Source organism: Nocardioides sp. 503 (assembly GCF_004522095.1).
In the GTDB taxonomy this organism is placed as follows: Bacteria; Actinomycetota; Actinomycetes; order Propionibacteriales; family Nocardioidaceae; genus Nocardioides.
Window position 1 is genome coordinate 680,828 of the sequence record NZ_SPUI01000003.1, and the last position, 21,798, is coordinate 702,625.

At 73.3% G+C, this 21,798-nt stretch carries 24 protein-coding genes and 2 tRNA genes; 9 read left to right on the plus strand and 17 right to left on the minus strand.

Annotated features, from left to right (window positions below):
- Positions 1-16: 16 nt before the first annotated feature.
- Positions 17-517, plus strand: a complete 501-nt coding sequence (locus E4622_RS10550; RefSeq protein ID WP_134740145.1) for a GNAT family N-acetyltransferase — start codon at positions 17-19, stop codon at positions 515-517.
- 4 nt (positions 518-521) lie between these two features.
- Here E4622_RS10550 and E4622_RS10555 read toward each other — a convergent pair whose 3' ends face one another.
- From E4622_RS10555 to E4622_RS10575, 5 genes are all read right to left on the minus strand, one after another.
- Positions 522-2,387: a Na+/H+ antiporter gene (locus tag E4622_RS10555; protein ID WP_134740146.1), complete on the minus strand. Its 1,866-nt coding sequence runs from the start codon at positions 2,385-2,387 to the stop codon at positions 522-524.
- Positions 2,388-2,575: 188 nt separating this feature from the next.
- Complete coding sequence (locus E4622_RS22765; RefSeq protein ID WP_167736046.1) at positions 2,576-3,091, minus strand: hypothetical protein; 516 nt, start codon at positions 3,089-3,091, stop codon at positions 2,576-2,578.
- A 390-nt stretch (positions 3,092-3,481) separates the two neighbouring features.
- Positions 3,482-5,059: a 2-succinyl-5-enolpyruvyl-6-hydroxy-3-cyclohexene-1-carboxylic-acid synthase gene (menD, locus tag E4622_RS10565; protein ID WP_134740148.1), complete on the minus strand. Its 1,578-nt coding sequence runs from the start codon at positions 5,057-5,059 to the stop codon at positions 3,482-3,484.
- Positions 5,056-6,015, minus strand: a complete 960-nt coding sequence (locus E4622_RS10570; RefSeq protein ID WP_134740149.1) for an o-succinylbenzoate synthase — start codon at positions 6,013-6,015, stop codon at positions 5,056-5,058. Before E4622_RS10570 ends, menD begins: the two co-directional genes overlap by 4 nt.
- Complete coding sequence (locus E4622_RS10575; protein ID WP_134740150.1) at positions 6,012-6,989, minus strand: AMP-binding protein; 978 nt, start codon at positions 6,987-6,989, stop codon at positions 6,012-6,014. The genes E4622_RS10570 and E4622_RS10575 overlap by 4 nt, the downstream gene beginning before the upstream one ends.
- A gap of 98 nt (positions 6,990-7,087) precedes the next feature.
- Between E4622_RS10575 and E4622_RS10580 the strand changes: the two genes are divergently transcribed.
- Together E4622_RS10580 and E4622_RS23335 are read left to right on the plus strand one after the other, a co-directional pair.
- The gene (locus E4622_RS10580) at positions 7,088-7,963 is read left to right on the plus strand and encodes a 1,4-dihydroxy-2-naphthoate polyprenyltransferase (RefSeq protein WP_134740151.1); all 876 of its coding nucleotides are present in this window, start codon (positions 7,088-7,090) and stop codon (positions 7,961-7,963) included.
- A gap of 147 nt (positions 7,964-8,110) precedes the next feature.
- The gene (locus tag E4622_RS23335; protein ID WP_280633754.1) at positions 8,111-8,245 is read left to right on the plus strand and encodes a hypothetical protein; all 135 of its coding nucleotides are present in this window, start codon (positions 8,111-8,113) and stop codon (positions 8,243-8,245) included.
- Here the strand turns inward: E4622_RS23335 and E4622_RS10585 are convergent.
- Entirely contained in the window at positions 8,242-8,523 is a 282-nt protein-coding gene (locus E4622_RS10585; RefSeq protein ID WP_134740152.1) for a DUF4229 domain-containing protein, read from the minus strand. The genes E4622_RS23335 and E4622_RS10585 overlap by 4 nt on opposite strands.
- Before the next feature lie 44 nt (positions 8,524-8,567).
- On the opposite strand from E4622_RS10585, the gene E4622_RS10590 reads away from it, so the two are divergent.
- Entirely contained in the window at positions 8,568-8,786 is a 219-nt protein-coding gene (locus tag E4622_RS10590) for a hypothetical protein (RefSeq protein WP_134740153.1), read from the plus strand.
- A 113-nt stretch (positions 8,787-8,899) separates the two neighbouring features.
- Here the strand turns inward: E4622_RS10590 and ccsB are convergent, their stop codons facing one another.
- The 6 genes from ccsB to hemL are packed head-to-tail and all read right to left on the minus strand — an operon-like array spanning position 8,900 to position 14,866.
- Entirely contained in the window at positions 8,900-9,901 is a 1,002-nt protein-coding gene (gene ccsB, locus E4622_RS10595) for a c-type cytochrome biogenesis protein CcsB (protein ID WP_134740154.1), read from the minus strand.
- Positions 9,898-11,526, minus strand: coding sequence for a cytochrome c biogenesis protein ResB (locus E4622_RS10600; RefSeq protein WP_245155977.1), 1,629 nt, complete (start codon positions 11,524-11,526; stop codon positions 9,898-9,900). Before E4622_RS10600 ends, ccsB begins: the two co-directional genes overlap by 4 nt.
- A complete protein-coding gene (locus E4622_RS10605) occupies positions 11,523-12,284 on the minus strand; it encodes a cytochrome c biogenesis protein CcdA (protein ID WP_134740155.1) in 762 nt (253 codons plus the stop codon). Before E4622_RS10605 ends, E4622_RS10600 begins: the two co-directional genes overlap by 4 nt.
- The gene (locus E4622_RS10610; RefSeq protein ID WP_134740156.1) at positions 12,277-12,855 is read right to left on the minus strand and encodes a TlpA disulfide reductase family protein; all 579 of its coding nucleotides are present in this window, start codon (positions 12,853-12,855) and stop codon (positions 12,277-12,279) included. Before E4622_RS10610 ends, E4622_RS10605 begins: the two co-directional genes overlap by 8 nt.
- A gap of 2 nt (positions 12,856-12,857) precedes the next feature.
- Entirely contained in the window at positions 12,858-13,538 is a 681-nt protein-coding gene (locus tag E4622_RS10615) for a histidine phosphatase family protein (RefSeq protein WP_134740157.1), read from the minus strand.
- Positions 13,535-14,866, minus strand: coding sequence for a glutamate-1-semialdehyde 2,1-aminomutase (gene hemL, locus E4622_RS10620; protein ID WP_245155978.1), 1,332 nt, complete (start codon positions 14,864-14,866; stop codon positions 13,535-13,537). The genes E4622_RS10615 and hemL overlap by 4 nt, the downstream gene beginning before the upstream one ends.
- A gap of 251 nt (positions 14,867-15,117) precedes the next feature.
- Here hemL and E4622_RS10625 point away from each other — a divergent pair, with 251 nt between their 5' ends.
- The gene (locus tag E4622_RS10625; protein WP_134740159.1) at positions 15,118-16,290 is read left to right on the plus strand and encodes a lytic transglycosylase domain-containing protein; all 1,173 of its coding nucleotides are present in this window, start codon (positions 15,118-15,120) and stop codon (positions 16,288-16,290) included.
- Here E4622_RS10625 and E4622_RS10630 read toward each other — a convergent pair.
- Complete coding sequence (locus E4622_RS10630) at positions 16,278-16,826, minus strand: GNAT family N-acetyltransferase (RefSeq protein ID WP_209021867.1); 549 nt, start codon at positions 16,824-16,826, stop codon at positions 16,278-16,280. The two genes, E4622_RS10625 and E4622_RS10630, sit on opposite strands and share 13 nt — an antisense overlap.
- A gap of 39 nt (positions 16,827-16,865) precedes the next feature.
- Here E4622_RS10630 and E4622_RS10635 point away from each other — a divergent pair, with 39 nt between their 5' ends.
- Positions 16,866-17,549: a PaaI family thioesterase gene (locus E4622_RS10635; RefSeq protein WP_134740160.1), complete on the plus strand. Its 684-nt coding sequence runs from the start codon at positions 16,866-16,868 to the stop codon at positions 17,547-17,549.
- 21 nt (positions 17,550-17,570) lie between these two features.
- Here E4622_RS10635 and E4622_RS10640 read toward each other — a convergent pair whose 3' ends face one another.
- On the minus strand, positions 17,571-19,061 hold the full coding sequence (locus E4622_RS10640; RefSeq protein ID WP_209021868.1) for an NAD(P)/FAD-dependent oxidoreductase: 1,491 nt from the start codon (positions 19,059-19,061) through the stop codon (positions 17,571-17,573).
- Positions 19,062-19,392: 331 nt separating this feature from the next.
- On the opposite strand from E4622_RS10640, the gene E4622_RS10645 reads away from it, so the two are divergent.
- From E4622_RS10645 to E4622_RS10655, 3 genes are read left to right on the plus strand one after another with little or no spacing between them, the layout of a single operon-like run.
- On the plus strand, positions 19,393-20,265 hold the full coding sequence (locus tag E4622_RS10645; protein WP_245155979.1) for an ATP-binding protein: 873 nt from the start codon (positions 19,393-19,395) through the stop codon (positions 20,263-20,265).
- Entirely contained in the window at positions 20,262-20,651 is a 390-nt protein-coding gene (locus E4622_RS10650; protein WP_134740163.1) for a CrcB family protein, read from the plus strand. Before E4622_RS10645 ends, E4622_RS10650 begins: the two co-directional genes overlap by 4 nt.
- Positions 20,648-20,974 (plus strand): CrcB family protein, encoded by a 327-nt coding sequence (locus E4622_RS10655; RefSeq protein WP_134740164.1) that lies wholly within the window; start codon positions 20,648-20,650, stop codon positions 20,972-20,974. Before E4622_RS10650 ends, E4622_RS10655 begins: the two co-directional genes overlap by 4 nt.
- Here E4622_RS10655 and E4622_RS10660 read toward each other — a convergent pair.
- The 3 genes from E4622_RS10660 to E4622_RS10670 all read right to left on the minus strand — a co-directional run bounded on the left by E4622_RS10660 (position 20,965) and on the right by E4622_RS10670 (position 21,672).
- Positions 20,965-21,321 carry a metallopeptidase family protein gene (locus E4622_RS10660; RefSeq protein ID WP_134740165.1) on the minus strand — a complete coding sequence of 119 codons (357 nt, stop codon included), beginning with the start codon at positions 21,319-21,321 and terminating at the stop codon, positions 20,965-20,967. The genes E4622_RS10655 and E4622_RS10660 overlap by 10 nt on opposite strands.
- A gap of 84 nt (positions 21,322-21,405) precedes the next feature.
- Positions 21,406-21,482, minus strand: a tRNA-Asp gene (locus E4622_RS10665).
- Between the two features lie 114 nt (positions 21,483-21,596).
- Positions 21,597-21,672, minus strand: a tRNA-Glu gene (locus E4622_RS10670).
- Positions 21,673-21,798: the final 126 nt, after the last annotated feature.

Consider the following 21,798-nt stretch of genomic DNA (forward strand, 5'->3'; position numbering starts at 1 on the left):
TACCTATGCTCGGGGGGTGCCGAACGTTCACGACGTCGTCGTCCGCCCCGCCACGCCTGACGACGCGGAGGCCCTCGCCCACCTGCACCTCGACGTCTGGGACGACGCCTACACCGGGCTGATGCCGCAGCAGGTCCTCGACGACCGTCGCGCGGCGGTCGAGGAGCGCGTGGAGCGGTGGCGCACGATCCTGGAGGGCGACGGCGCCGGGCGGACCCGGCTGGCCGTCGGGCCCGAGGGCCTGGTCGGCTTCGTCTCCGCGGGTCCCGGCCGCGACAACGACGTCGACACCGAGCTGGAGCTGTGGGCGCTCTACGTCCGCGCCGCCTGGTGGGGCACCGGCGTCGGCTACGTCCTCTTCGAGGAGGCCCTCGGCGACCGGGCGGCGTACCTGTGGGTCCTGGCCGCCAACGACCGGGCGATCCGCTTCTACGAGCGGCAGGGCTTCCGCCTCGACGGCACCGAGGACGAGCACGACGAGGGGCTGCACGTGCGGATGGTCCGCGCCGGCACCTGAGAGGTCAGGCCGTGAGGTGGTGCACGTAGCACCACCGCCAGTCCTCGCCCGGCTCGGCGGACTCCATGACCGGGTGCGTGGTCTCGTGGAAGTGCTCGGTGGCGTGCTGGCCGGGCGAGGAGTCGCAGCAGCCCACCTCGCCGCACGTGAGGCACTGCCGCAGTGCGACCCAGCGGGTCCCGTCCTCGAGGCAGCGACGGCACACGGGGTCGGCGGCGGTCTCGACCACGGGCGCCGAGCGCAGGTGGTCGCACTGCTCGCCCGTACGCCGCCGGCGGCCCGTCACGGCCCGGATCTCCTGGCGCTGCTGGGTGGCGTTGTCGAGCATCGACTCCTCGACGTCGAGCATCGCCAGCACGTCGGCGACCACCTCGGAGGCGACCGTGCCCGAGGACCGGATCTCCAGGATCCGGCGGCGCTCGGCCTCGATCATGTCCAGGCGGATCCGGGCGTAGAGGTCGCTCGGGCTCTCCTCGTCGACCGTGGTGCCGAGCCGCTCCCAGGCGGCGAAGTTGCGCTGGTCGATGCGCTGGCCGATCAGGTCCACGACACCGTGCGGGTCGTCGTACTCGAGCTCCTGGAGCTTGGCGAAGCCCGACTTGGAGGCCTGCTGGAGCAGCGTCGCCCGGGCCAGCGCGTCGTCCATCGGGTCCGGCGCGGGCACCTCGAGCCGCCGGGCCAGCCACGGCAGCGTGAGGCCCTGGATGAAGAGCGTGCCGGCCACGACCGTGAAGGCGATCAGCAGCAGCACCTCACGGTGCTCGGTCTCGTCCGGGATCAGGAAGGCCGCGGCGAGGGTCACCACGCCGCGCATCCCGGCCCAGCCGAGCACGAGCGTGAAGGACCAGGGCGGGACCTTGCCGGTGACCGGGTCGGGCCCGGGCCGCACGAGGAGGTAGCGGGTGACGAAGACCCACACCATCCGCAGCGCGATCACCCCGACCAGCGTCGCCGCGCAGACGGTCACGATCCGGCCGCTGGACAGCTCGCTGCGCTCGACGTCCTGGAAGAGCCACTTCGCCTGCAGCCCGATGAGCAGGAAGACGGCGTTCTCCAGGAGGAAGGCGATGGTGCGCCAGTTGACACGCTCGGCGATGCGCGACTGCGCGGTCTGGACGATCGGCGCCTTGTGGCCGAGCAGGAGGCCGGCGATGACCACCGCGATCACGCCGGAGGCGTGGACCCGCTCGGCGATGACGAAGGCCGCGAACGGCACGACCAGCGAGATCGCGGTGTCCATGAGCGGGTCGGTGATGCGCTTGCGCAGCATCGCGACGAGCAGGAAGAAGCCGACCCCGATCGCGACGCCGCCGCCGGCCGCGACCACGAAGTCCTCCGCGACCTCCATCGCGGTGATGCCGGCGCCACCGGCCGCGATCGCCGTGCGCAGGGCGACCAGCGCCGTGGCGTCGTTGAGCAGCGACTCACCCTCGAGGATCGTAACGATGCGGCGGGGCAGGCCGATGCGGCGGGCGATGGCCGTGGCGGCCACCGCGTCCGGCGGTGCCACCACGGCGCCGATCGCGAAGGCGGCCGCCCAGCCGATCCCCGGGACGAGCGCGTGGACCAAGGCACCGACGCCCGCGGTCGTGAACACCACGAGCCCCACGGACAGCAGGAAGATCGTGCGCCGGTTGGCGTTGAAGTCGACCAGCGAGGTCTGGATGGCCGTGGCGTAGAGCAGCGGTGGCAGCAGGCCGAGCAGCACCACCTCCGCCTCGAGGTGCACCTCGGGCATCCCGGGGAAGTACGACGCCGCGACCCCGACCGCGATCAGGACCAGCGGCGGCGGCAGGTCCACCCGCTCGGCGAGGGCCGTGACGGCCAGGACCGCGACCGCGAGGGCCACGAGGAAGAACGCGATCTCCATGTCAGTCCCTCGGACCCGTGACGCGGTCGGCGGCGGGACGTCGCCCGAGGGCCAGGAGCTCCCGATGCGCCCGTGTGCCAGGGGTCTGCGAGTCGGCGGCCACGCTCCCAGCCTATCGGCCGCACCGCCGGCGCCGCCCCGGTGGCCGCTACTCGACCGCTGCTGCTCGACCGCTGCCCGGCCGCTGCTCAGATGGCGTCGGCGACGGCCTCGTAGGCGGTGACGTAGTCCTGGTAGGGGAGCATCTCCAGGATCCGGACCGCGCGGGCGGCGGTGCCGGCCCGGGGCACCTCGTCGAGCATCTCCAGGACCTCGACGTGGTAGCGCAGCAGCCGGTCCGCCAGGGGCTGGACGGCCTCCAGGTCGAGGGACCGCACGACGTCGTCGAAGTCCGACACGGCGTCGCGCAGCGCCCGCGCGGTCGCGACGACGGCGGCACGGTCGCGGGTCTTGCTCGCGACCGCGTAGTCGGAGGTGAAGCCGTCGAACGCCGTGGTCATCTCCTCCAGCGCGGCGTCGTAGGCCGCGGCGTCGCCCGCCGGCACGGTGGGTGCCTGCGAGGGCGCCGGCAGCGCGGCCGCCGCGCCGGGCGCCGGGTCGCGGTCCGCACTGCCACCGGCGTCGTCGCCGCTGCCACCGCACCCCGCGAGGAGGGTCAGCAGCGCGCACGCCGTGGCGGCGTACCGCACGGGACGAGCACGCATGTGGGCACCAGACTTCCTGAGGGAGCTCGGGACCCCGAGAGCGTCCCACCCTAGCGACGTCGTCCGTGCAGGTGGGAGGGGGTGGGGCGGGGCAGCAGGTTTATCAGCATCTGCTGAAAACCCGGCGCCTCCGGGGCGAAATAACGGCCCAGAACGTCAGGGAAAAGCCCAGAACCTCCGGCGCGACACTGCCGGGCGGACCGGCCGGCGGCGTACCTCGGGTTCGGGGACACCTACGCCGAGGAGCTGGCCTTCGCCCGCGCGCACCGGTGGCCGGTCTCGACCGTCGCCGGCGGCCACCTGCACCCGCTGCACGACCCCACCGCGGTGGCCGACGAGGTCATGCGGATGGCCCGGTCGCTCACCGGCTGACCGAGTGACACGGACCACTCAGGCGCCCAGCGCGCGGATGCGGGCGTCGAGCTCGCGACGGTTGTCGCGGCGCACGCGCACCTCGACCACCTCGATGCCGCCGTTGGGCGAGGCCAGGGCCTGCTCGAGCTCGGGCAGGCTCTCGACGCGCCAGTGGGGGGTGCGGGTGGCGGCGCACAGCGCCGCGAGGTCGACGCCGTGGGGGGTCGCGAAGAGCCGCTCGAAGCCCTCGGCGTGCTCGGGGGCGCCCTGCTCGAGCATCGTGAAGATCGAGCCGCCGTCGTCGTTGACCACGACGATCGTCAGGTCGGGCCGGGGCTCGTCCGGCCCGAGCACGAGGCCGTTGCTGTCGTGCAGGAACGTCACGTCGCCCATCAGCGCGAAGCTGGGCGCGTCCGACGACCGGCCCAGCGCGGCGCCGATCGCGGTGGACACGACGCCGTCGATGCCCGACAGCCCGCGGTTGGCGATGGTCTTGCGCCGGCTGCCCACAGGGTAGGGACGCACCATCAGGTCCAGGTCGCGGATCGGGCTCGACGCGCCCACCACGAGCTGGCCCCCCGGCGGCAGCGCCCGGCTGACCGCCCCCGCCACCTCGTACGGCGTGAGGTCCGGCTCGGCGGCGAGCAGCGCGTCGAGCCGGGCCGCCACCGAGCGGTCGGCGTCGCGCCACCCGGCCAGCCAGGCCGGGTCGTCCCGACCGGCGACCACGAAGGCGGGGGCGGTGAGCGCGACGTCGTAGGGCCGCTGCGACCACACCCCGCGCGCCGGCACCGAGCACACCTCGACGTCGTCGCGGCCGAGCAGGCGGGTCACCGGGCGGGAGAGCGTGGGGCGTCCGAAGACCACCACGCGCTCGATGCGACGACCGAGCTCGCCGTCGAGCAGGAGCCGGTAGCAGCGCAGCGCGTGGTCGCCGGTGCGCGAGCCGCTCGTCGGCTCGGCCAGCAGCGGCCACCCGGCCGACTCGGCCAGCTGGCGGGCGGCCTGGGCGGCGTCGTCGCCCGCGACCACGACGGTGCGCGGACCCAGGGGCAGCTCGGTGGCGTCCGGGCGGTCGTCGGTCCAGCTCGGCTCAGGGGACGACACCGGCGCGAGGGTCCAGGCGGCGTCGGGCACGAGCGGGTCGTCGAGCTGCACGTTGAGGTGCGTGGGGCCGTCCTCGGCCAGGACGACCGAGGAGAGGTCGGAGACGTCGACCGTGGGCACCAGGCGTCCGAAGACGCCGACCTGGTCGGTCGTCTGGTTGGCGTCGGTGCCGCGCAGCCGCGCGGGGCGGTCGGCCGTGACCACGACGACCGGCAGCCCGGCGTGGGCGGCCTCCAGGACGGCCGGGTGCAGGTTGGCCACGGCGGTGCCGGAGGTGCAGACGACGGCCGCCCGGGCGTGGCTGCGGGTGAGCCCGACGGCCAGGAAGCCGGCGCTGCGCTCGTCGATGCGGGTGTGCAGCCGCACGGCGCCGCCGGCGGCCGCCCCCAGCGCGGCGAAGGACAGCGGCGCGTTGCGCGAGCCCGGCGCCACGACGACCTCGGTGACGCCCGCGCGCACCAGGGCCGTCAGTACCCCGCGCGCCAGCTCGGTCGAGGGGTCGGTCACGAGCGACGATCCTGCCGCAGCGCCCGCACCTCGGCCAGCCGGGCCTCCCAGTGCGCGACGCGCGCCGGGTCGGCGGCGAGGGCGCCGAGCAGCGCCTCGTCGACCGCGACGTCCCCGACCGGCAGGGCGCCGCCCACCGGCAGCAGGGAGTCGACGACCACGTCGGCGGTGAACATCTGCACGGTCGCGAGCCCGCACGCGTAGGGCAGCTCGGGCAGCGCCGCCGCCAGCGCCACGCCGGCGGCGATCCCCACGGAGGTCTCCAGCGCCGACGACACCACGACGGGCAGCCCGATGTCCTCGGCGATGCGCAGGCAGGCGCGGACCCCGCCGAGCGGCTGCACCTTGAGCACGGCGATGTCCGCCGCCTCCAGGTCGCGCACGAGGTAGGGGTCGGCGGCCCGCCGGATGGACTCGTCGGCCGCGACCGGCACGCCCACCCGGCGGCGTACGGCGGCCAGGTCCTGGACGCTGGCGCACGGCTGCTCGACGTACTCCAGGCCGGCCGCGGCCCGGTCGAGCGCGGCGACCGCGGCCACCGCCTCGTCCACGGACCAGCCGCCGTTGGCGTCGACCCGCACCGCGCCGCCCGGGCCGAGCGCGTCGCGCACCGCCTCGAGGCGGGCCTCGTCGTCGACGAGGGTCTGCCCCGGCTCGGCGACCTTGACCTTGGCGGTCGTGCAGCCGCCGGCCGTCACGATGGCGTGGGCCTGGTCGGGCCCGACGGCCGGCACGGTGACGTTGACCGGCACCCGGTCGCGGACCGGCGCGGGCCAGTCACCGGCGGCCGCCTCCTCCGCGCAGCGCAGCCAGGGCTCGGCCACCTCGGCGTCGTACTCCAGGAACGGGCTCCACTCCCCCCAGCCGGCCTCCCCGCGCAGCAGCAGGCCCTCGCGGACGGTGATGCCGCGGAAGCGGGTGCGCATCGGGATGCTGAAGACCGCGAGCCCGCTCATGCCAGGCCCCGGAGCGCGACCCGGTCGGCCTTGCCGTTGGCGAGCAGGGGCAGCGCGTCGAGGACGACCAGCTGGCGCGGCGCCCACGACCGCGGGTGGCGCTCGGCCACGAAGTCGCGCGCCTCCTCCAGCGACAGCGCGCCGGCCACGAACGCCACCACCCGGGTGCCCCACTCCTCGTCCGGGACGCCCAGGACCTCGGCGGCGCCGACGTCCGGGTGCTCGCGCAGCCGGGCGGCCACCGCCGCAGCGGGGACATTGACGCCGCCGCTGACCAGCATGTCGTCGAGGCGCCCCAGGACCTGCAGGCGGCCGTCCTCGTCGAGGCGGCCGGCGTCCTGGGTGAGGTACCAGCCGTCCACCAGCACCTCGGCCGTGAGCTCGGGGTCGCCGACGTAGCCGTCGAAGAGCGTGGGGCCGCCGATGCGGATCCGGCCGCCGTCCCCGAGCGCCACCGCCACCCCGTCGAGCGGCATGCCGTCGTAGACGCAGCCGCCCGCGGTCTCGGCGGCGCCGTAGGTCGCCACCAGCCGCAGCCCCTCGCCCTCCGCGCGCCGGCGCAGCGCCGGGTCGATCGGGCCGCCGCCGAGCAGGATGGTGTGGGCCGTGCGCAGGGCGGCGAGCTGCTCGGCGTCGTCCAGCGCGCGGTGCAGCTGGGTGGGCACCAGCGAGGTGAACCACGTCCCCTCGCGCGGCCAGGCCGCCTCCAGCACCGGCTCGTGGCCGGCGACGAGCGAGCGGGCGAGGACCTGCAGGCCGGCGACGTACGTCGGGGGGAGCGCGAGCACCCAGCGCCCGCTCGCGCCCAGGCGCCGGGCGCTGGCCGTCACCGACGCCAGCACGGCCGACCGGGAGAGCGCCACGCGCTTGGGCCGGCCGGTCGAGCCGGAGGTCTCCACGACCCACGGCTCGGGCTCGCCGGGCGCGTCCAGCCAGCGCCGCAGCGCGGCGAGCGTGGTCGCTGCGTCGTCCATGGGCTCCACGCTAGTGCTCGCGCCCTCCACCGCCGGCACGCGCCGTCGGCCCGACCCGAGCCGCTGGGTCCGGCTCGCCTGCGGTTGAATCACTGCTCGTGGCCTCCCCCGCTCAGTGGCTCGCCGGCGCGCGACCCCGCACCCTGCCCGCTGCCGTCTCGCCGGTCCTCGCGGGCACCGGCGTGGCGGCGTACGACGACGGGTTGGTGTGGTGGAAGGCGCTGCTCGCGCTCGTGGTGAGCCTGGCCCTGCAGGTCGCGGTCAACTACGCCAACGACTACTCCGACGGCATCCGCGGCACCGACGACGACCGGGTCGGCCCGATGCGGCTGGTCGGGTCGGGCGCCGCGAGCCCCGGCGCGGTGAAGCGGGCGGCGTTCCTCGCCTTCGGTGTCGCCGGCGTGGCCGGTCTCGTGCTCGCCGCGACCACGGCCTGGTGGCTGCTGGCGGTGGGCGCGGTCGCGGTGGTGGCGGCCTGGTACTACACAGGAGGCAGCACGCCCTACGGCTACCTCGGCCTCGGCGAGGTCATGGTCTTCGTGTTCTTCGGGCTGGTCGCGGTCATCGGCACGACCTACGTGCAGACGCAGGAGTGGCACTGGGCCTCGCTCTACGCCGGCGTCGGGATCGGCGCGCTGGCCTGCGCGATCCTGGTGGTCAACAACCTGCGCGACATCCCGACCGACACCGTGGCCGGCAAGCGCACGCTCGCCGTACGGCTGGGAGCGCCGCGCACCCGCGCCCTCTACCTGCTCCTCGTCCTCGCCGCCGCGGCCGCGGTCGTGGCGGTCGCCGCCGCGACGTCGTGGTGGGTGCTGGTCGGCCTGCTCTTCCTGGTGCTGACGGCGCCGGCGCTCAGGACGGTGCTCGGCGGCGCCACCGGCCCCGCCCTCGTCCCCGTCCTCCAGCAGACCGGCCTCGCCGAGCTCGTCTGGGCCGCGCTCGTCGCCGCCGCGCTGGTCGCTCGCGGGTAGCAGGTTTTCAGCAGCTGCTGAAAAACCTGATGTTCTGGGCCAGAACTTCGGCCCAGAACATCAGGGGAAAGCCCAGAGGCTCCGGCCCGAGCGGGACCGCCGACCGCTCGCGCCTACGCCGCACGCGTGCGGCGTAGGCTCGAGGACATGTGGTTCTTCATCCTCGTCGCGCTGGTGGTCGTCGGAGTCGTGGCCTACCGGATGCGCGTCCCGCTGCTCGCCCGGATCCTGGGCCAGTCGGAGTCCCGGGTCGACCGGCAGCTCAACCGCCGCAAGCGCTAGGGGCGTTCGGTGGACGCGTCGTCGGCGTCCTCCTTGGCCTTCATCTCCTCGAACCGTGCCGTGGCGGCGCCGGCGCGCGTCTCGACGCGGCGTGCGAAGGCCTCGCGCTGGGCGCTGAGCAGGAAGTAGGAGCCGACGCCGCTGAGGACGAACGCCAGGACCACGGCCCACACGACGGGCACGTCCTCGGTCACCGCGAACCAGGCTCCGAAGACGATCGCGAACGAGCCGGCGAACAGCGCAAGGCGCAGGGCGGTGTAGACGACGAACTCCTTCACGTGCTCAGCGTAGTTCGTGACCAGGCGGGGCCTACTCTGGAGGGGTGCTCAAGTTCCTGCTCATCGTGGCGATCTTCGCCGTGACGGTCTACGCCGTCACCCGGTTGCTCCAGCAGCGCGGCCCGGGCGGGCGTCCCCAGGTCCAGCGTCGCCGGCCGCAGCCGCCGCCGCGGGTCATGGGTCCTGACGACGACGAGGACTTCCTGCGCGACCTCGAGCGCAAGCGCCGCCACCCCGAGCGACCCGAGGACCCGGACGCCTAGCGTCGCTGGCCGGACCGTCCGCTGGCCATGAGGTTCTGGGCATTTCCCTGACGTTCTGGGGCGGAATTCTGGCCCAGAACGTCAGGGGTTTCAGCATCTGCTGAAAACCCTGCTCAACGCTCCCCGGGCTCGACGAACGCCGGCGCGGACTCGGCGTACCCGTGCTGGGTGGTGGTGGAGAAGAAGTTGATGCCGACGAAGTTGAACCACAGGGTGGCTACGCCGACGAGCGCGAGGATGGCGGCGTTGCGGCCCTTCCACCCGGCGGTCGAGCGCGCGTGCAGGTAGGCGGCGTAGACGACCCAGGTGATGAACGCCCACACCTCCTTGGGGTCCCAGTTCCAGTACGACGACCACGCCTCGTGGGCCCAGATCGGCCCCGTGATCAGCACGGCGAAGGTCCAGACGGGGAACGCGAAGGCGTGGATCCGGTAGGAGATCCGGTCCAGCGTCGGCAGCGACGGCACCCGGGCCAGCGGACCCGACGTGGCCTCGCCGCGCCGGTCCTTGACCAGGTACGCCGCCGACAGGATGCCGCCCAGCGTGAACGCGCCGGTGGCGATGACCGCCGAGACGACGTGGATCACGAGCCAGTAGGAGTTGAGTGCCTCGGTGAGCGGGGTGACCTCGCTGTGCAGCCAGATCACGGCGATCATCAGGGTGGTCAGCACGAAGCCGGTGACGATCGGGGCCATCCACGCCAGCGCGAAGCGGCGGTGCAGCACGAGGTACATCAGGGTCACCACGAACGTGCCCGACACGGTGAACTCGTACATGTTGCCCCACGGCACCCGGTTGGGGTCGGCCGCGAGTCCGCGTCCCAGCAGGGCCACGAAGTGCACCGCGCACGCGAGCCCGGTGAGCAGGAGCCCCAGCCGTCCGAACAGCGCCACCCGGCGCGCGCGCTCGGCCGTGCGGTCCGGGCCGGTGTCGACCGCGACCGCGCCCGTCCCGACCTCGCCACCAGCAGCACCACCAGCAGCAGCAACCGACGCCGGTGCCACCTCGCGCAGCGACGCCCACTCGACCAGGTGCGCGAGCAGGGCCAGGAAGTAGACGACCCCCGCCACCGCGACCGCCTGGTCGCTCAGGGTCTCCCACGCTGAGTTGGTCATGTGTCGGTCCTACCCTCGTCCTCGCGTGCGTCACGTGCCTTGCTGGTCGGTGCGTCGGTCCGCAGCCCGTCGACGAGCTCCTCGAGCACAGGGACCACGTCCCCGCCACCGGAGCGGTCGAGCGCTGCGACCTCCACCATCGTGACACCCCCCTCGCGACGGGCACGAACCCAGACCCGGCGGGGCCGGATGAACAGCGAGCCCAGCAGCCCGACGAGCGCCAGCACGACGCCCACGAGCGCCGCCTCCTTGCCCGGCGTCTGGCTGAACTGGATCCGCGTCCACGGCCGCACCCCGTCGAAGGTCACCGTGCCCAGCCCGTCGGGCAGCGTCGCGCTCTCGCCCAGCTCGAGGTCGAGGCGCAGCGGCTTGCCCTCGGCGGTGAGGAGCTGCTCGGCGTTGGTCTTGTCGAGGTCGTAGACCGACTGCGCGGAGGTCTCGAGGCCGAGGTCCCCGGTGTAGACCTGCATCGAGATCAGCGGGTTGGCGTCGTTGGGGTAGATCGTCACGGGGTTGCCGTCGACGAGCTGGAAGGTCGGGTAGAACAACCCCTCGAGGCCGATCTCGCCCGTCGGGGAGTCCGGGACCTTGAGCACGCCGAACGACAGGAACGTCGGGTCCTGCGGCAGGAACGGCACCGGCCCGCTGAAGACCTCCTGGCCGTTGCCGTCCTTGACGGTGATCATCGGGGCGTAGCCGTGGCCGATCAGGAAGACGTCGGTGTCGCCCACGCTCAGCGGGTGGTTGACCCGCAGGTCGTAGGTCTTCTCCGGCGCGTCGGGCGACTCGCGGTAGGTCAGCCCGGCCTTGAACGCCCGCGCCAGGACGCCGCGGCGCGGGGTGTTCTGCCACTCGACGTCGAAGTCGTCGAAGCTGAAGGTGAAGGGGTCCATCCGGCCGGCGGAGAAGAGCTGCCCGGGCTCGAAGTCGTCGTACTGGGTCAGCGTGTTGGTGAACGTCGTGCCCTGCACGATGATCGCGCCGCCGCGGAAGCCGAACAGCCCGCCCATCGCGAAGGCGACCAGCACGACGACCACGGACAGGTGGAAGATCAGGTTGCCGACCTCGCGCAGGTAGCCGCGCTCGGCGCTCACCGCGTCGCCGCCGTCGTCGGGCCGCAGCCGGTAGCCGCGCTCCTTCAGCGCCGCGCGGGCGCGCTCCAGGACGTCGCCGGCGCTCTCGTCGGTCTCGTACGACGTGTGGTCGGGCAGGCGCCCGAGGTTGCGGGGGGCCGCGGGCGGGGCGGCCCGGATCGCACGGAGGTAGACGAAGGTCCGCGGGATGATGCAGCCGACCAGCGAGACCATCAGCAGCAGGTAGATCGCGGAGAACCACGGCGAGTCGTAGACCGAGAAGAGGCTGAGCTTCTCGTAGATGGGCGTCAGCGTGGGGTGCGCGTCCTGCCACCGGGCGGTCTTGACCGAGTCGACGCCCTCCTGCGGGATGACCGAGCCCGGGACCGCCGCGAGCGCCAGCATCAGGAGCAGGATCAGCGCGGTGCGCATCGAGGTGAGCTGACGCCACAGCCAGCGGCCCAGCTCGCGCGGGCTGAGCTCGCCCGCGCGCCGTTCGGGGGCCTCCGGGACCTCCGGAGCCTCGGGGACCTCGGGCGGGGCGGTGCTCACACGCCCACCTGGAAGTCGGAGACCAGCTCGCTCTGCACCCACGTCACGGCGACGTCCCACCAGCCGGTGACGAGCAGGACGCCCACGACGACGAGCATCAGCCCTCCGGCGCGCGTGACCCACGCCTGGTGGCGACGCACGAACGAGATCGCGCCCAGCGCCCGGCTGTAGAGCAGGCCGACGACGACGAACGGGATGCCCAGGCCCAGCGCGTAGACCCCCGAGAGCAGCGCGCCCCGGCCGGCCGTCGCCTCGTTGAAGGACAGCGCGGTGATCGCGCCGAGGGTCGGGCCGATGCAGGGCGTCCAGCCCAGGCCGAACAGCACGCCGAGCAGCGGCGCCGCGGCCAGCCCGACGGCCGGGACCTTGTGCACGCGCCACTCGCGCTGGAGGAAGGGGACGAGCCCGGCGAAGGCCAGCCCGAAGACGATCGTGACGATGCCCAGACCGATCGTGATCTCGTCCTGCCAGGTGCGCAGCCAGTAGCCGACCGAGCCGATCGCGGTGCCGATGGCGACGAAGACCGCCGCGAAGCCCAGCACGAACAGCACCGAGCCGAGCACCATCCGGCCGCGCCTCGCGTCACCCTCGCCCGAGGCCAGGTCGGCGCCGGAGAGGCCGGTGGCGTAGGACAGGTAGCCCGGCAGCAGGGGGATCACGCACGGGGAGAAGAAGGAGACCAGGCCCGCCACGAGGGCGACGGGCAGGGCGAGGGCGAGCGAGCCGCCCGCGGCCTGGGTCTGGAACCACTCACCCATCTTCGGCCGAGACCTCTTCGACCACCGCGTCGAGCGTGGTCCGCGACGGGATCGCCCCGCTCACCAGCGCCGCGACCCGGCCGTCGCGGTCGAGCACCACGGTGCTCGGCATGGAGCGCGGAAAGTACTTCTTGCCGAACGCCAGCAGGGTCTCGCTGCCGGGGTCGTAGATCGAGGGGTACGTGACGTCGTAGCGCTCCTGGAAGGCACGGGACGCGGAGTCGCTCTGGTCGCGGATGTTGATCCCCACGAAGGCCGCGTCCAGGTCGGCCGACGCCTCCACCAGCATCGGCATCTCGGAGCGGCACGGGCCGCATCCCGACCACCACACGTTGACGACGACGACCTCGCCGCGCAGGTCGTCGAGCTGCAGCTCCTCGCCGTCGAGCGTCGTGCCGTCGAGGTCCACAGGCGACTCGCGGTCGTCGACCGCCACCTCGTTGACGTTGTTGCCGCTCGCGCCGGGCACGTAGTCCCCGTCGCCGGTGCCCTGCAGGCCGGTGCACCCCGAGGCGAGCAGGGCGACGGCGAGCAGCGAGGCGGTACGGCGCAGCGCGGACGACAGGGGCATGGTCAGGGCCGGTGCTCCTGGCGGGCACCGCCGGCGGAGAACGGCGCCTTCTTGTCCGCGACGGGGATCAGGTCGCCCGCCGGCTCGCTGTAGGAGACCTGCGTGAGCCGGTCGCCCACGAAGTGCAGCGACGTCAGCGAGGTCAGCGTGCACTGGCGCTTGCGCGGGTCGTGCAGGAACGACCGCTTCTCCGCGTGCAGCCGGGTGATCCAGATCGGCAGCTGGTGAGAGACCAGGACGGCCTCGTGGCCCGCTGCGGCCTCGCGAGCGTCGCGCACCGCGGACATCATCCGCACCACGACGTCGCGGTAGGGCTCGCCCCAGGACGGCTTCCACGGGTTGTAGAGGTAGCGCCAGTTCCGCGGGTTCTTCAGGGTGCCGTCACCCTCGCCGAAGCGCTTGCCCTCGAAGACGTTGGTCGACTCGATGATCCGCTCGTCGGTGACGATGTCGAGCCCCCTGAGCGTCGCCAGCGGCGCGGCCGTCTCCTGGGCGCGCTCCAGCGGCGAGACCCGCAGGTGCACGATGTCGCGGTCCTTGACGGAGTCGGCGACCTTCTGGGCCATCTGCCGTCCGAGCTCGGAGAGGTGGAAGCCGTCCCGGCGCCCGTAGAGCACGCCGTCGGGGTTGTAGACCTCCCCGTGGCGCATGAGGTGGACGATGGTGTCGGGTGTCTGGCTCATCGGCTTCCTTGCGAGGCGGCGGCCGCGGCGGCGGCGTGCGGGAGGGCGTCGAGCACGGTCTGGACGGCGCGCTCGTCGTGGGCGGAGGACAGGAACCACGCCTCGTACGCCGACGGCGGGAGGTAGACGTGGCGGTCGAGCATGGCGTGGAAGAAGGCGGCGTAGGCCACCGCGTCGGTGCGCGAGGCGGCCGCGAAGTCGCGCACCGCCCCGTCGGCCGGGTCCGTGAAGAACACCGAGAACATGGTGCCCGCACTCTGCACGACGTGGGGCACGCCGGCCGCGGTCAGGGCCTCGGCCGCCGCGGACTTGATCGTGTCGGCGGCGGAGCCGATGTGGGCGTAGACCTCGTCGGTGGCCAGGCGCAGCGTGGTCAGCCCGGCGGTGGTCGCGACCGGGTTGCCCGACAGCGTGCCCGCTTGGTAGACGGGGCCCTCGGGCGAGAGCCGCGCCATGACGTCGGCCCGTCCGCCGAAGGCCGCGGCCGGGAAGCCGCCGCCCATGACCTTGCCGAACGTCACCAGGTCGGGCCGCCAGCCCTCGACGGCGCCGTCGAGGCCCCACTGGCCCTGGCGGGTCGCCCGGAAGCCGGTCATGACCTCGTCGCTGACGAACAGCGCCCCGTGGCGGGTGCAGGTCTCGGCGAGGAAGCGGTTGAAGCCCGGCTCGGGCGGAACCACGCCCATGTTGCCGGGCGCAGCCTCGGTGACCAGGCACGCGATCCGGTCGCCGTGCTCGGCGAACACCTGCTCCACGGCGGCACGGTCGTTGTAGGGCAGCACCAGCGTGAGCTCGGTCGAGGAGGCGGGCACGCCGGGGGTGCCCGGCGTCGCGAACGTCGCCAGCCCGGAGCCGGCCGAGGCCAGGAGGGAGTCGACGTGCCCGTGGTAGCAGCCGGCGAACTTCACGACCACGTCGCGCCCGGTGAAGCCGCGGGCCAGCCGGATCGCCGACATCGTCGCCTCGGTGCCGGAGGAGACGAAGCGGACCCGCTCGACGGGAGCCCGCGCGACGATCTCCTCGGCCAGCAGGACCTCCGGCTCCGTGGGCGTGCCGTAGGACGTGCCGCGCGCGACCGCGGCCATGACCGCGGCCTGCACCTCGGGATGGGCGTGCCCGAGCAGCATCGGGCCCCACGAGCAGATCAGGTCGACGTACTCGTGACCGTCGACGTCGGTCAGCCACGCGCCGGCGGCGGAACGGATGAACCGAGGGGTCCCACCGACGGCGTTGAAGGCGCGCACCGGGGAGTTGACCCCGCCGGGGGTCACCGCGCGCGCCCGCGCGAACAGCGCGGCGGACTCGGGGGCCGGGTCGGGAGAGGTCACCCCACCATTGTCGCCGAGGCGACCAACGCCCGGGCAATCGGCCACCGGCCCCGCCGCACCGGAGTGTGACGAGGACCACTCCCCCGGGTGTACGGCAGCGCCGCCGAAGCGCATACTCGTCCCAGGGCTCGGGTGCCATCGGCGTCTCCGGTCCACCGAATGCTCCCCCGCGCGTAACGGGGTGTGACAACATTCGTTGGGTTGGAACAGCATGCTGGTGGGAAGCATGGCTGCAACCAAGGGGAGAGAACATGTCCAAGCGATTCGGTCGCGCGCAGAAGGCCGCGGCGATCCTGCCGCTCGCCCTGCTCTCGGCCGCCTGGACCGCCAGCCTCGCCGGCATCGGTCCCGCAGAAGTCTCCGCCTCCAGCTCGCCCGAGGCTGCCGCGCTGCCCGACGGCACCACCGTGCCGACCGAGGCGATCGAGGCCCCCGCCTCGGTGACGACGGGCGCGGGCATGGGCGCGGTCGACGGCAACGCCGCGCAGGTCATCGCGAGCTCCTCCACCAACGGCATCCCCTCGGCCGCCCTGGCCGCCTACATGCGCGCCGAGCAGGTCATCAACTCCGCCGACGAGTCCTGCCACCTCCCCTGGCAGCTGGTCGCCGCGATCGGCCGTGTCGAGTCCAACCACGGTCGCTTCGGCGGCAACACGCTCAACGACGACGGCGTCGCCACGCCCGGCATCTACGGCATCGCCCTCGACGGCAAGAACAAGACCGCAGTCATCCGCGACACCGACGCCGGCCTCTACGACAACGACCAGGCCTACGACCGGGCGATCGGCCCGATGCAGTTCATCCCGTCCACCTGGTCGGTGGTCGGCGTCGACGCCGACGGTGACGCCGAGCGCAACCCGCAGGACATCGACGACGCGGCGCTCGCCACCGCGGTCTACCTCTGCTCGGGCGACGACGACCTCGCGGCCCTGACCGGCCAGCGCGCCGCGGTCTACCGCTACAACCACTCGACGGCCTACGTCGACCTGGTGCTGTCGATCATGGACGCCTACATGTCCGGCGACTACACCTCGGTGCCCAACTCCACCTCCGCCGCGGGCTACATCGTCCCGCAGCCCAGCTACACCGGCGGGGGTGGCGGCGGCCAGGGCAACGGCGCCGGCCTCGGCAACGGCGGTCGCGGCTCCAAGCCGACCCCGACCCCGACGGCCCCGCCGACCCAGCCGGTGGCCCCCCAGCCGCCTACGGGTGGCGGCAGCAACCCGGCGCCGAGCGTCCCGACGCAGGCGCCCCAGCTCCCGCCGGTCACCGTCCCGCCGCTCCCGTCGACCTCGATCCCGCCGGTCGACGCGATCCTCACCGACGCCCAGGCCAGGCTCCAGTGCACCCTGGACGGTTTCGTCGACAACCTCCTGAAGAACGACGACCCGTTCGACAAGTGCGTGCAGGCCTACAAGTCCTGAGCTCCTCCGGCGGCGGTGTCGATCCAGTAGCGCCGCTTGACGCCCCGGGTGTCCTCGTAGCGGCCGCCCGCGGCCTCGATGGTGCGGCGCGAGCCCACGTTGTCGTCGTCGCAGGTGACGAGCACCCGGTCCAGGCCGAGCTCGGCCGCCCGGCGTACGCCGAGGACGAGCGCGCGCGACGCGTGCCCCTCGCGGCGCCGCGAGGGGCGCACCGAGTAGCCGATGTGGCCGCCCTGGTCGAGGAGCCAGGGGGTCAGCCGGTGCCGCACCGCGAGGAAGCCGACGACCTCCTCGGGGTCGCCGGCGGTGATCCAGCGGAAGTCGCAGTGCACGAGCCCGTCACCCACCGGCGCGGCCGGGTCGCCCGACCGCCGCAGCCACTGGACCACGGCACGGCAGCCGGCCTCGGTCAGGTCGCGCCACCCGCCGGGGACGTGCCAGTCGCCCGAGCCGTGCATCGTCTCGTCGCCGAAGTCGCGCACCGCGGCCGCCCAGCTCTCGTGAAGCCGGACGTCGGGGACGGCGAGCGCGGTCATGACCCCATCCTAAAGTGGAACGTGTTCTAAACTCCGGCGGTGACCGGATACGTGAAGGACGACCTCGACCCCGCCGAGATCGAGCGGCAGCGGGCGCTCTACGGGCCGTTCACGCAGTCGGTGCGCGAGCTGCTCGACGCCGCGATCCGCACGACGGTCGACGACGAGGAGGTACGCCGGGCGCAGGCCGACATCGAGGCGGTCGTGGCGCGCCTGCGGTCGAGCCAGCTCGACGGCCCGTACGGCGTGCGGTTCGGCGCCGAGGGGCGCGGGCGCCCGTGGGGCAACACGGTGGTCGGGCTGCGCAACGCCGCGGCGCCGCCGCTGGTGGTCGACCACGACGACCAGGGCAACGCGTGGTCGGACTTCCACCTCGGTGCCGCCTACGAGGGCCCGCCCGGCCTGGTGCACGGCGGAGTCTCGGCGATGATCCTGGACCAGATGCTCGGCGAGGCCGCCGGTGCGGGTGGCAAGCCGGGGATGACCGGCACCCTCACGCTGCGCTACCGGCAGGCCACGCCGCTGGGCGACCTGCGCGCCGAGGCCTGGATCGACCGCAGCGAGGGGATCAAGACGTGGGCCAAGGGGCACATCCTCGGCCCCGAGGGCGTGACGGTCGAGGCGGAGGGCGTCTTCATCCTGCCGCGGTGGGCGCGCGAGGCGATCGCGCGCCACCAGGAGCAGAGCGGCGAGGACCGCCCGACGCCCCAGTACTTCGAGTGAGCCCGGTACGTCGAGTGAGGCTCAGACCCGCTCGCCGGTCTTGACGCCCCGCTCGCCGGCGTCGCTGAGCCGGGCCTCCTCGATGGCCTGCTGCTCCAGCTCGTGGCGACGGCTCTCGTCGAGCAGCTCCCGCGCGGCGTCGTAGGCGCCGGGCGCGGAGACCAGGTCGGTGGCGCCGCGCCGCAGCCGGCCCAGCGCCGCCCGGGCGAAGATCTGCTGCTCGGTGGTGGTGCGCTCGGAGCGGCCGCGGCCGAGGAACGAGACGAACCAGTGCAGGACGGCGGTGACGCGGTTCTTGAAGCCGGTGATGTAGACGAGGTGCACGGCCAGCCACATCAGCCAGGCGATGATGCCGGTGAGGCGCAGCTTGCCGACCATGGCGACCGCACGGAAGCGGCTGATGATCGCCATCGACCCCTTGTCGCGGTACTTGAAGGGGGGCTGGGCGGGCTTGCCCTTGAGGCGCCCGTCGATCTCCTTGGCGGCGTACTTGGCGCCCTGGATCGCCACCTGGGCGACTCCCGGGAGGTTGTCGAGGGCGATCATGTCGCCGACGACGAAGACCTCGGGGTGGCCCGGCAGCGTGAGGTCGGGGTTGACGCCGATGCGGCCGGCGCGGTCGAGCGGCGCGCCGCTCTGCTCGGCCAGCGTCCTGCCCAGCGGGCTGGCCTGCACGCCGGCGGCCCAGATCTTGGTGACGGTGTTGATGCGCTCGGTGCGCCCGTCCTTGTACTTGACCTCGAGCCCGCGCTCGTCGACGTCGGTGACCATCGCGCCCAGCTGGACCTCGACGCCGAGCTTCTCGAGCTCGCGCGACGTCCAGGCGCCGAGCTTGGCGCCGAACGGCGGCAGCACCTGCGGCGCCGCGTCGAGGAGGACCACGCGGGCCGAGCGGGTGTTGATGGCGCGGAAGTCGCGCTTGAGCGTGCGGTGGGCGAGCTCGGCGATCTGGCCGGCCATCTCTACGCCGGTCGGGCCGGCGCCCACGACCACGAAGGTGAGCAGGTGGTCGACGTTGTCGCCGCGCTTGGCGCCGAGCTCGGCCATCTCGAAGGCGCCGAAGATCCGGCCGCGCAGCTCGAGGGCGTCGTCGATGCTCTTCATGCCGGGGGCGTACTCGGCGAACTGGTCGTTGCCGAAGTAGGACTGGCCCGCGCCGGCCGCCACGATGAGGGAGTCGTAGGCGATCGTCGAGTCGCGGCCCAGGACGTGGGAGGTGACGACCTGGCGCTCGAGGTCGATGCCGGTGACCTCGCCGAGCAGGACCTGGACGTTGTCCTGGCCGCTCAGCACCTCACGCGTCGGGGGTGCGATCTCGCCCTGGGAGAGGATCCCCGTCGCGACCTGGTAGAGCAGGGGCTGGAAGAGGTGGTGCGTGGTCTTGGCGACCATCGTGATGTCCACGTCGGCGCGGCGCAGCGCCTTGGTGCCGAAGAGCCCGCCGAAGCCGGACCCCACCACGACGACCTGGTGGCGTCGGGTGCCGGCCTCCTGTGTCGATGCCGTGTCCATGTGGCTCATCCCTTCGGTCGCTGTGCTGTCTCCATTGTCCCGCCGCGCTGCCGCTGGTGCGAATCCGGACCGCGTCCGGATCGTCACAGCGGCTCGGGGAATAGCCCGGCCCGGGTGCCGCACCGCCCACGACGACGAGCGCGCTAGACCACCGGTACCTCGTTGGAGGATTTTTCAACGACACAGGTTTGGTGCCGGAAACCCGGGGGTAGACGAGCCGACAATGGCCTGAGCCTGCCCATGATCCCGTCGGAGATAACACGTGCCGTTGAACCGGCCTGCCCTGTCCTTGGGCTCCGGACCCCGAGGCGTGCAAGACGCACGCCGTTGGGTGGTCGACACCTGCCATGACATCGGTCGAGCCGACCTCGTCGAGTGCGCCGAGCTGGGCGTCTCCGAGCTGGTGACCAACGCGCTGCTGCACGGCGCGCCCCCGATCCAGGTGCGGGTGCGCGGCACCTGGGAGCACCCCCGGGTCGAGGTGCGCGACGGCTCGACCGTGCCGCCGCTGCTGCCCTCCACCGTCGAGCCGACCGACGAGGACGACCTCCTGCTGACGTTCGGGCGTGGGCTGAGCATCGTGGCCCGCAGCTCGGAGGCGTGGGGCGCCGAGATCGAGGACGACGGCAAGATCGTCTGGTTCAACCCCGCGCCGGAGTTCTCCGAGGACGACGGCGTCGAGGGGGTCATCACCGGCGTGGTGAGCGAGACCCGCCCGCGGGCCGACGCCCCGGGGATGATCGAGTTCGAGATCCGCGACGTGCCGCTGAAGTCCTACGTCGGCTTCCACCGCCACTACCGCGAGCTGCGCCGGGAGGTCCGGCTGCTGGCCCTGGCGCACGAGGCCGACTACCCGCTCGCCAAGAGCCTCTCCGACCTCTTCGGCGCACTCGAGCAGCCCCTGCACGACGGCATGGGCCTGGACCAGATCGAGGCGGCTCTCGAGGCCGGCAGCAGCACCACCGACGTCCACGTCGTCATGGACGCCGCGTCCGCGGACGTCATCGGCCGCTTCATCGAGCTGCTCGACCTGGCCGACGCCTTCTGCCGGGAGGAGCGGCTGCTGTCGCTCGCGCGCACCGTGGAGCAGCAGCGCTTCCAGGAGTGGTTCCTCGGGGAGTTCGTCCGCCAGGCCAACGGCGAGGAGCCGCTGCCGTGGGTCGGCGCCCCGGAGGACTCGGTGCGGCAGACTTCGCTGTCGTGACTCCCCCGCTGCCGCGCCTGCTCGGCGCGGTGGCGATCGGCGGGGCGCTCGGCGCGTTGCTGCGCTACGCGCTGGGCGAGCTGGCCCCCGACGGCTCCGGCTTCCCCTGGACCACGCTCGCGATCAACGTCTCCGGCGCGGGGACGCTCGCGCTGCTGCCCGCACTGCGCGCCGTACGGCGCTCGCGGGTGGTGGCCACCGCGCTCGGCCCCGGCCTGCTCGGCGGCTACACGACCCTGTCGGCGACCTCCGAGCAGAGCCGCCACCTGCTGGACCAGGGGCGGCCCGCGCTCGCCGCGGCGTACCTGCTGGGCACGCTCGCGGCCTCCCTGGTCGCCGTGGCCCTGGCGTCCCGGCTCGCCGTCTCCCGCGAGGACGACCGGTGACCGCGCTCCTGGTGGCGCTCGGTGGTGGCGTGGGCGCCGTGCTGCGGTTCCTCGTCGGACGGCGCCTCGACCGTGAGCTGCCGCTGGGCACGCTGCTCGTCAACGTCGTCGGCTCGTTCCTGCTCGGCGTCCTCTCCGGCCTCGCGCTGGACGGCGCGGCCCTGGCCCTGCTCGGCACCGGCTTCTGCGGCGGCCTCACGACCTACAGCGCCTTCGCGGTGCAGACCCAGGCGTTGGGCAGGCGCGGAGCGGCGTACGCCGCCGGCACGGTCGTCGTGGCCCTGGCCGCCTGCGGGCTGGGGTTCTGGCTCGCTCAGGCGTAGCCGAGCTCGTGCAGGCGCTCGTCGTCGATGCCGAAGTGGTGCGCCACCTCGTGCACGACGGTGATCCGCACCTCCTCGACCAGCTCGGCCTCGTCGGCGCACATGTCGAGCAGCGGACCGCGGAAGATGAAGATGCGGTCGGGCAGGTCCACCCCGGGCATCCACTGGCGCTCGGTCAGGGCGACGCCGTCGTAGAGGCCGAGCAGGTCGTCGGGCTCGCCCTCCGGCGGCTCCTCCTCGACGAGCACCACGACGTTGCGCACCAGCGCGGCCAGCTCGTCGGGGATCCCGTCCAGCGCCTGGTCCACGAGCTCGTCGAAACGCTCGGGCTCCATCGCGATCGGCACCCGGCCATTGTGCCCGAGCGGCCCACGCCGCCTACGCCTGGAGAAGCACGGACGCCCCGGACCGTGGTGGTCCGGGGCGTCTAGTGGCGACCCCGACGGGACTCGAACCCGCGGCCTCCGCCGTGACAGGGCGGCGCGCTAACCAACTGCGCTACGGGGCCAGGTTGTGCTGGATCTGGTGCTCTCGCTCCGGCTCGGCCGAAGCGGTGAAACCCTAACCCATCCACGCGAGCACGTCCCAATCCGGGGGTCCGGGTCGTTCCGGCTGCTCGCAGTGGCACCCCCAACGGGATTCGAACCCGTGCTACCGCCGTGAAAGGGCGACGTCCTAGGCCGCTAGACGATGGGGGCCAGACCGCGCGCTCAGCATAGGGCCGGTTCTCGACGCTCTCCAAAGCGCACACCGGGCACCGCGGGGCCAGAGGACGCGGCGACGACCTGCCCGGGACGCGACGTCGGCGGTAGCCTCGGCGCATG

Bases quoted from the DNA above. Each gene is read 5' to 3' on its own strand.
- E4622_RS10555 (WP_134740146.1), bottom strand. From the start codon at position 2,387: ATGGAGATCGCGTTCTTCCTCGTGGCCCTCGCGGTCGCGGTCCTGGCC.
- E4622_RS22765 (WP_167736046.1), bottom strand. From the start codon at position 3,091: ATGCGTGCTCGTCCCGTGCGGTACGCCGCCACGGCGTGCGCGCTGCTG.
- E4622_RS10570 (WP_134740149.1), bottom strand. From the start codon at position 6,015: ATGAGCGGGCTCGCGGTCTTCAGCATCCCGATGCGCACCCGCTTCCGC.
- E4622_RS10575 (WP_134740150.1), bottom strand. From the start codon at position 6,989: ATGGACGACGCAGCGACCACGCTCGCCGCGCTGCGGCGCTGGCTGGAC.
- E4622_RS23335 (WP_280633754.1), top strand. From the start codon at position 8,111: ATGTGGTTCTTCATCCTCGTCGCGCTGGTGGTCGTCGGAGTCGTGGCC.
- ccsB (WP_134740154.1), bottom strand. From the start codon at position 9,901: ATGACCAACTCAGCGTGGGAGACCCTGAGCGACCAGGCGGTCGCGGTG.
- E4622_RS10605 (WP_134740155.1), bottom strand. From the start codon at position 12,284: ATGGGTGAGTGGTTCCAGACCCAGGCCGCGGGCGGCTCGCTCGCCCTC.
- E4622_RS10610 (WP_134740156.1), bottom strand. From the start codon at position 12,855: ATGCCCCTGTCGTCCGCGCTGCGCCGTACCGCCTCGCTGCTCGCCGTC.
- E4622_RS10615 (WP_134740157.1), bottom strand. From the start codon at position 13,538: ATGAGCCAGACACCCGACACCATCGTCCACCTCATGCGCCACGGGGAG.
- E4622_RS10625 (WP_134740159.1), top strand. From the start codon at position 15,118: ATGTCCAAGCGATTCGGTCGCGCGCAGAAGGCCGCGGCGATCCTGCCG.
- E4622_RS10630 (WP_209021867.1), bottom strand. From the start codon at position 16,826: ATGACCGCGCTCGCCGTCCCCGACGTCCGGCTTCACGAGAGCTGGGCG.
- E4622_RS10640 (WP_209021868.1), bottom strand. From the start codon at position 19,061: ATGGACACGGCATCGACACAGGAGGCCGGCACCCGACGCCACCAGGTC.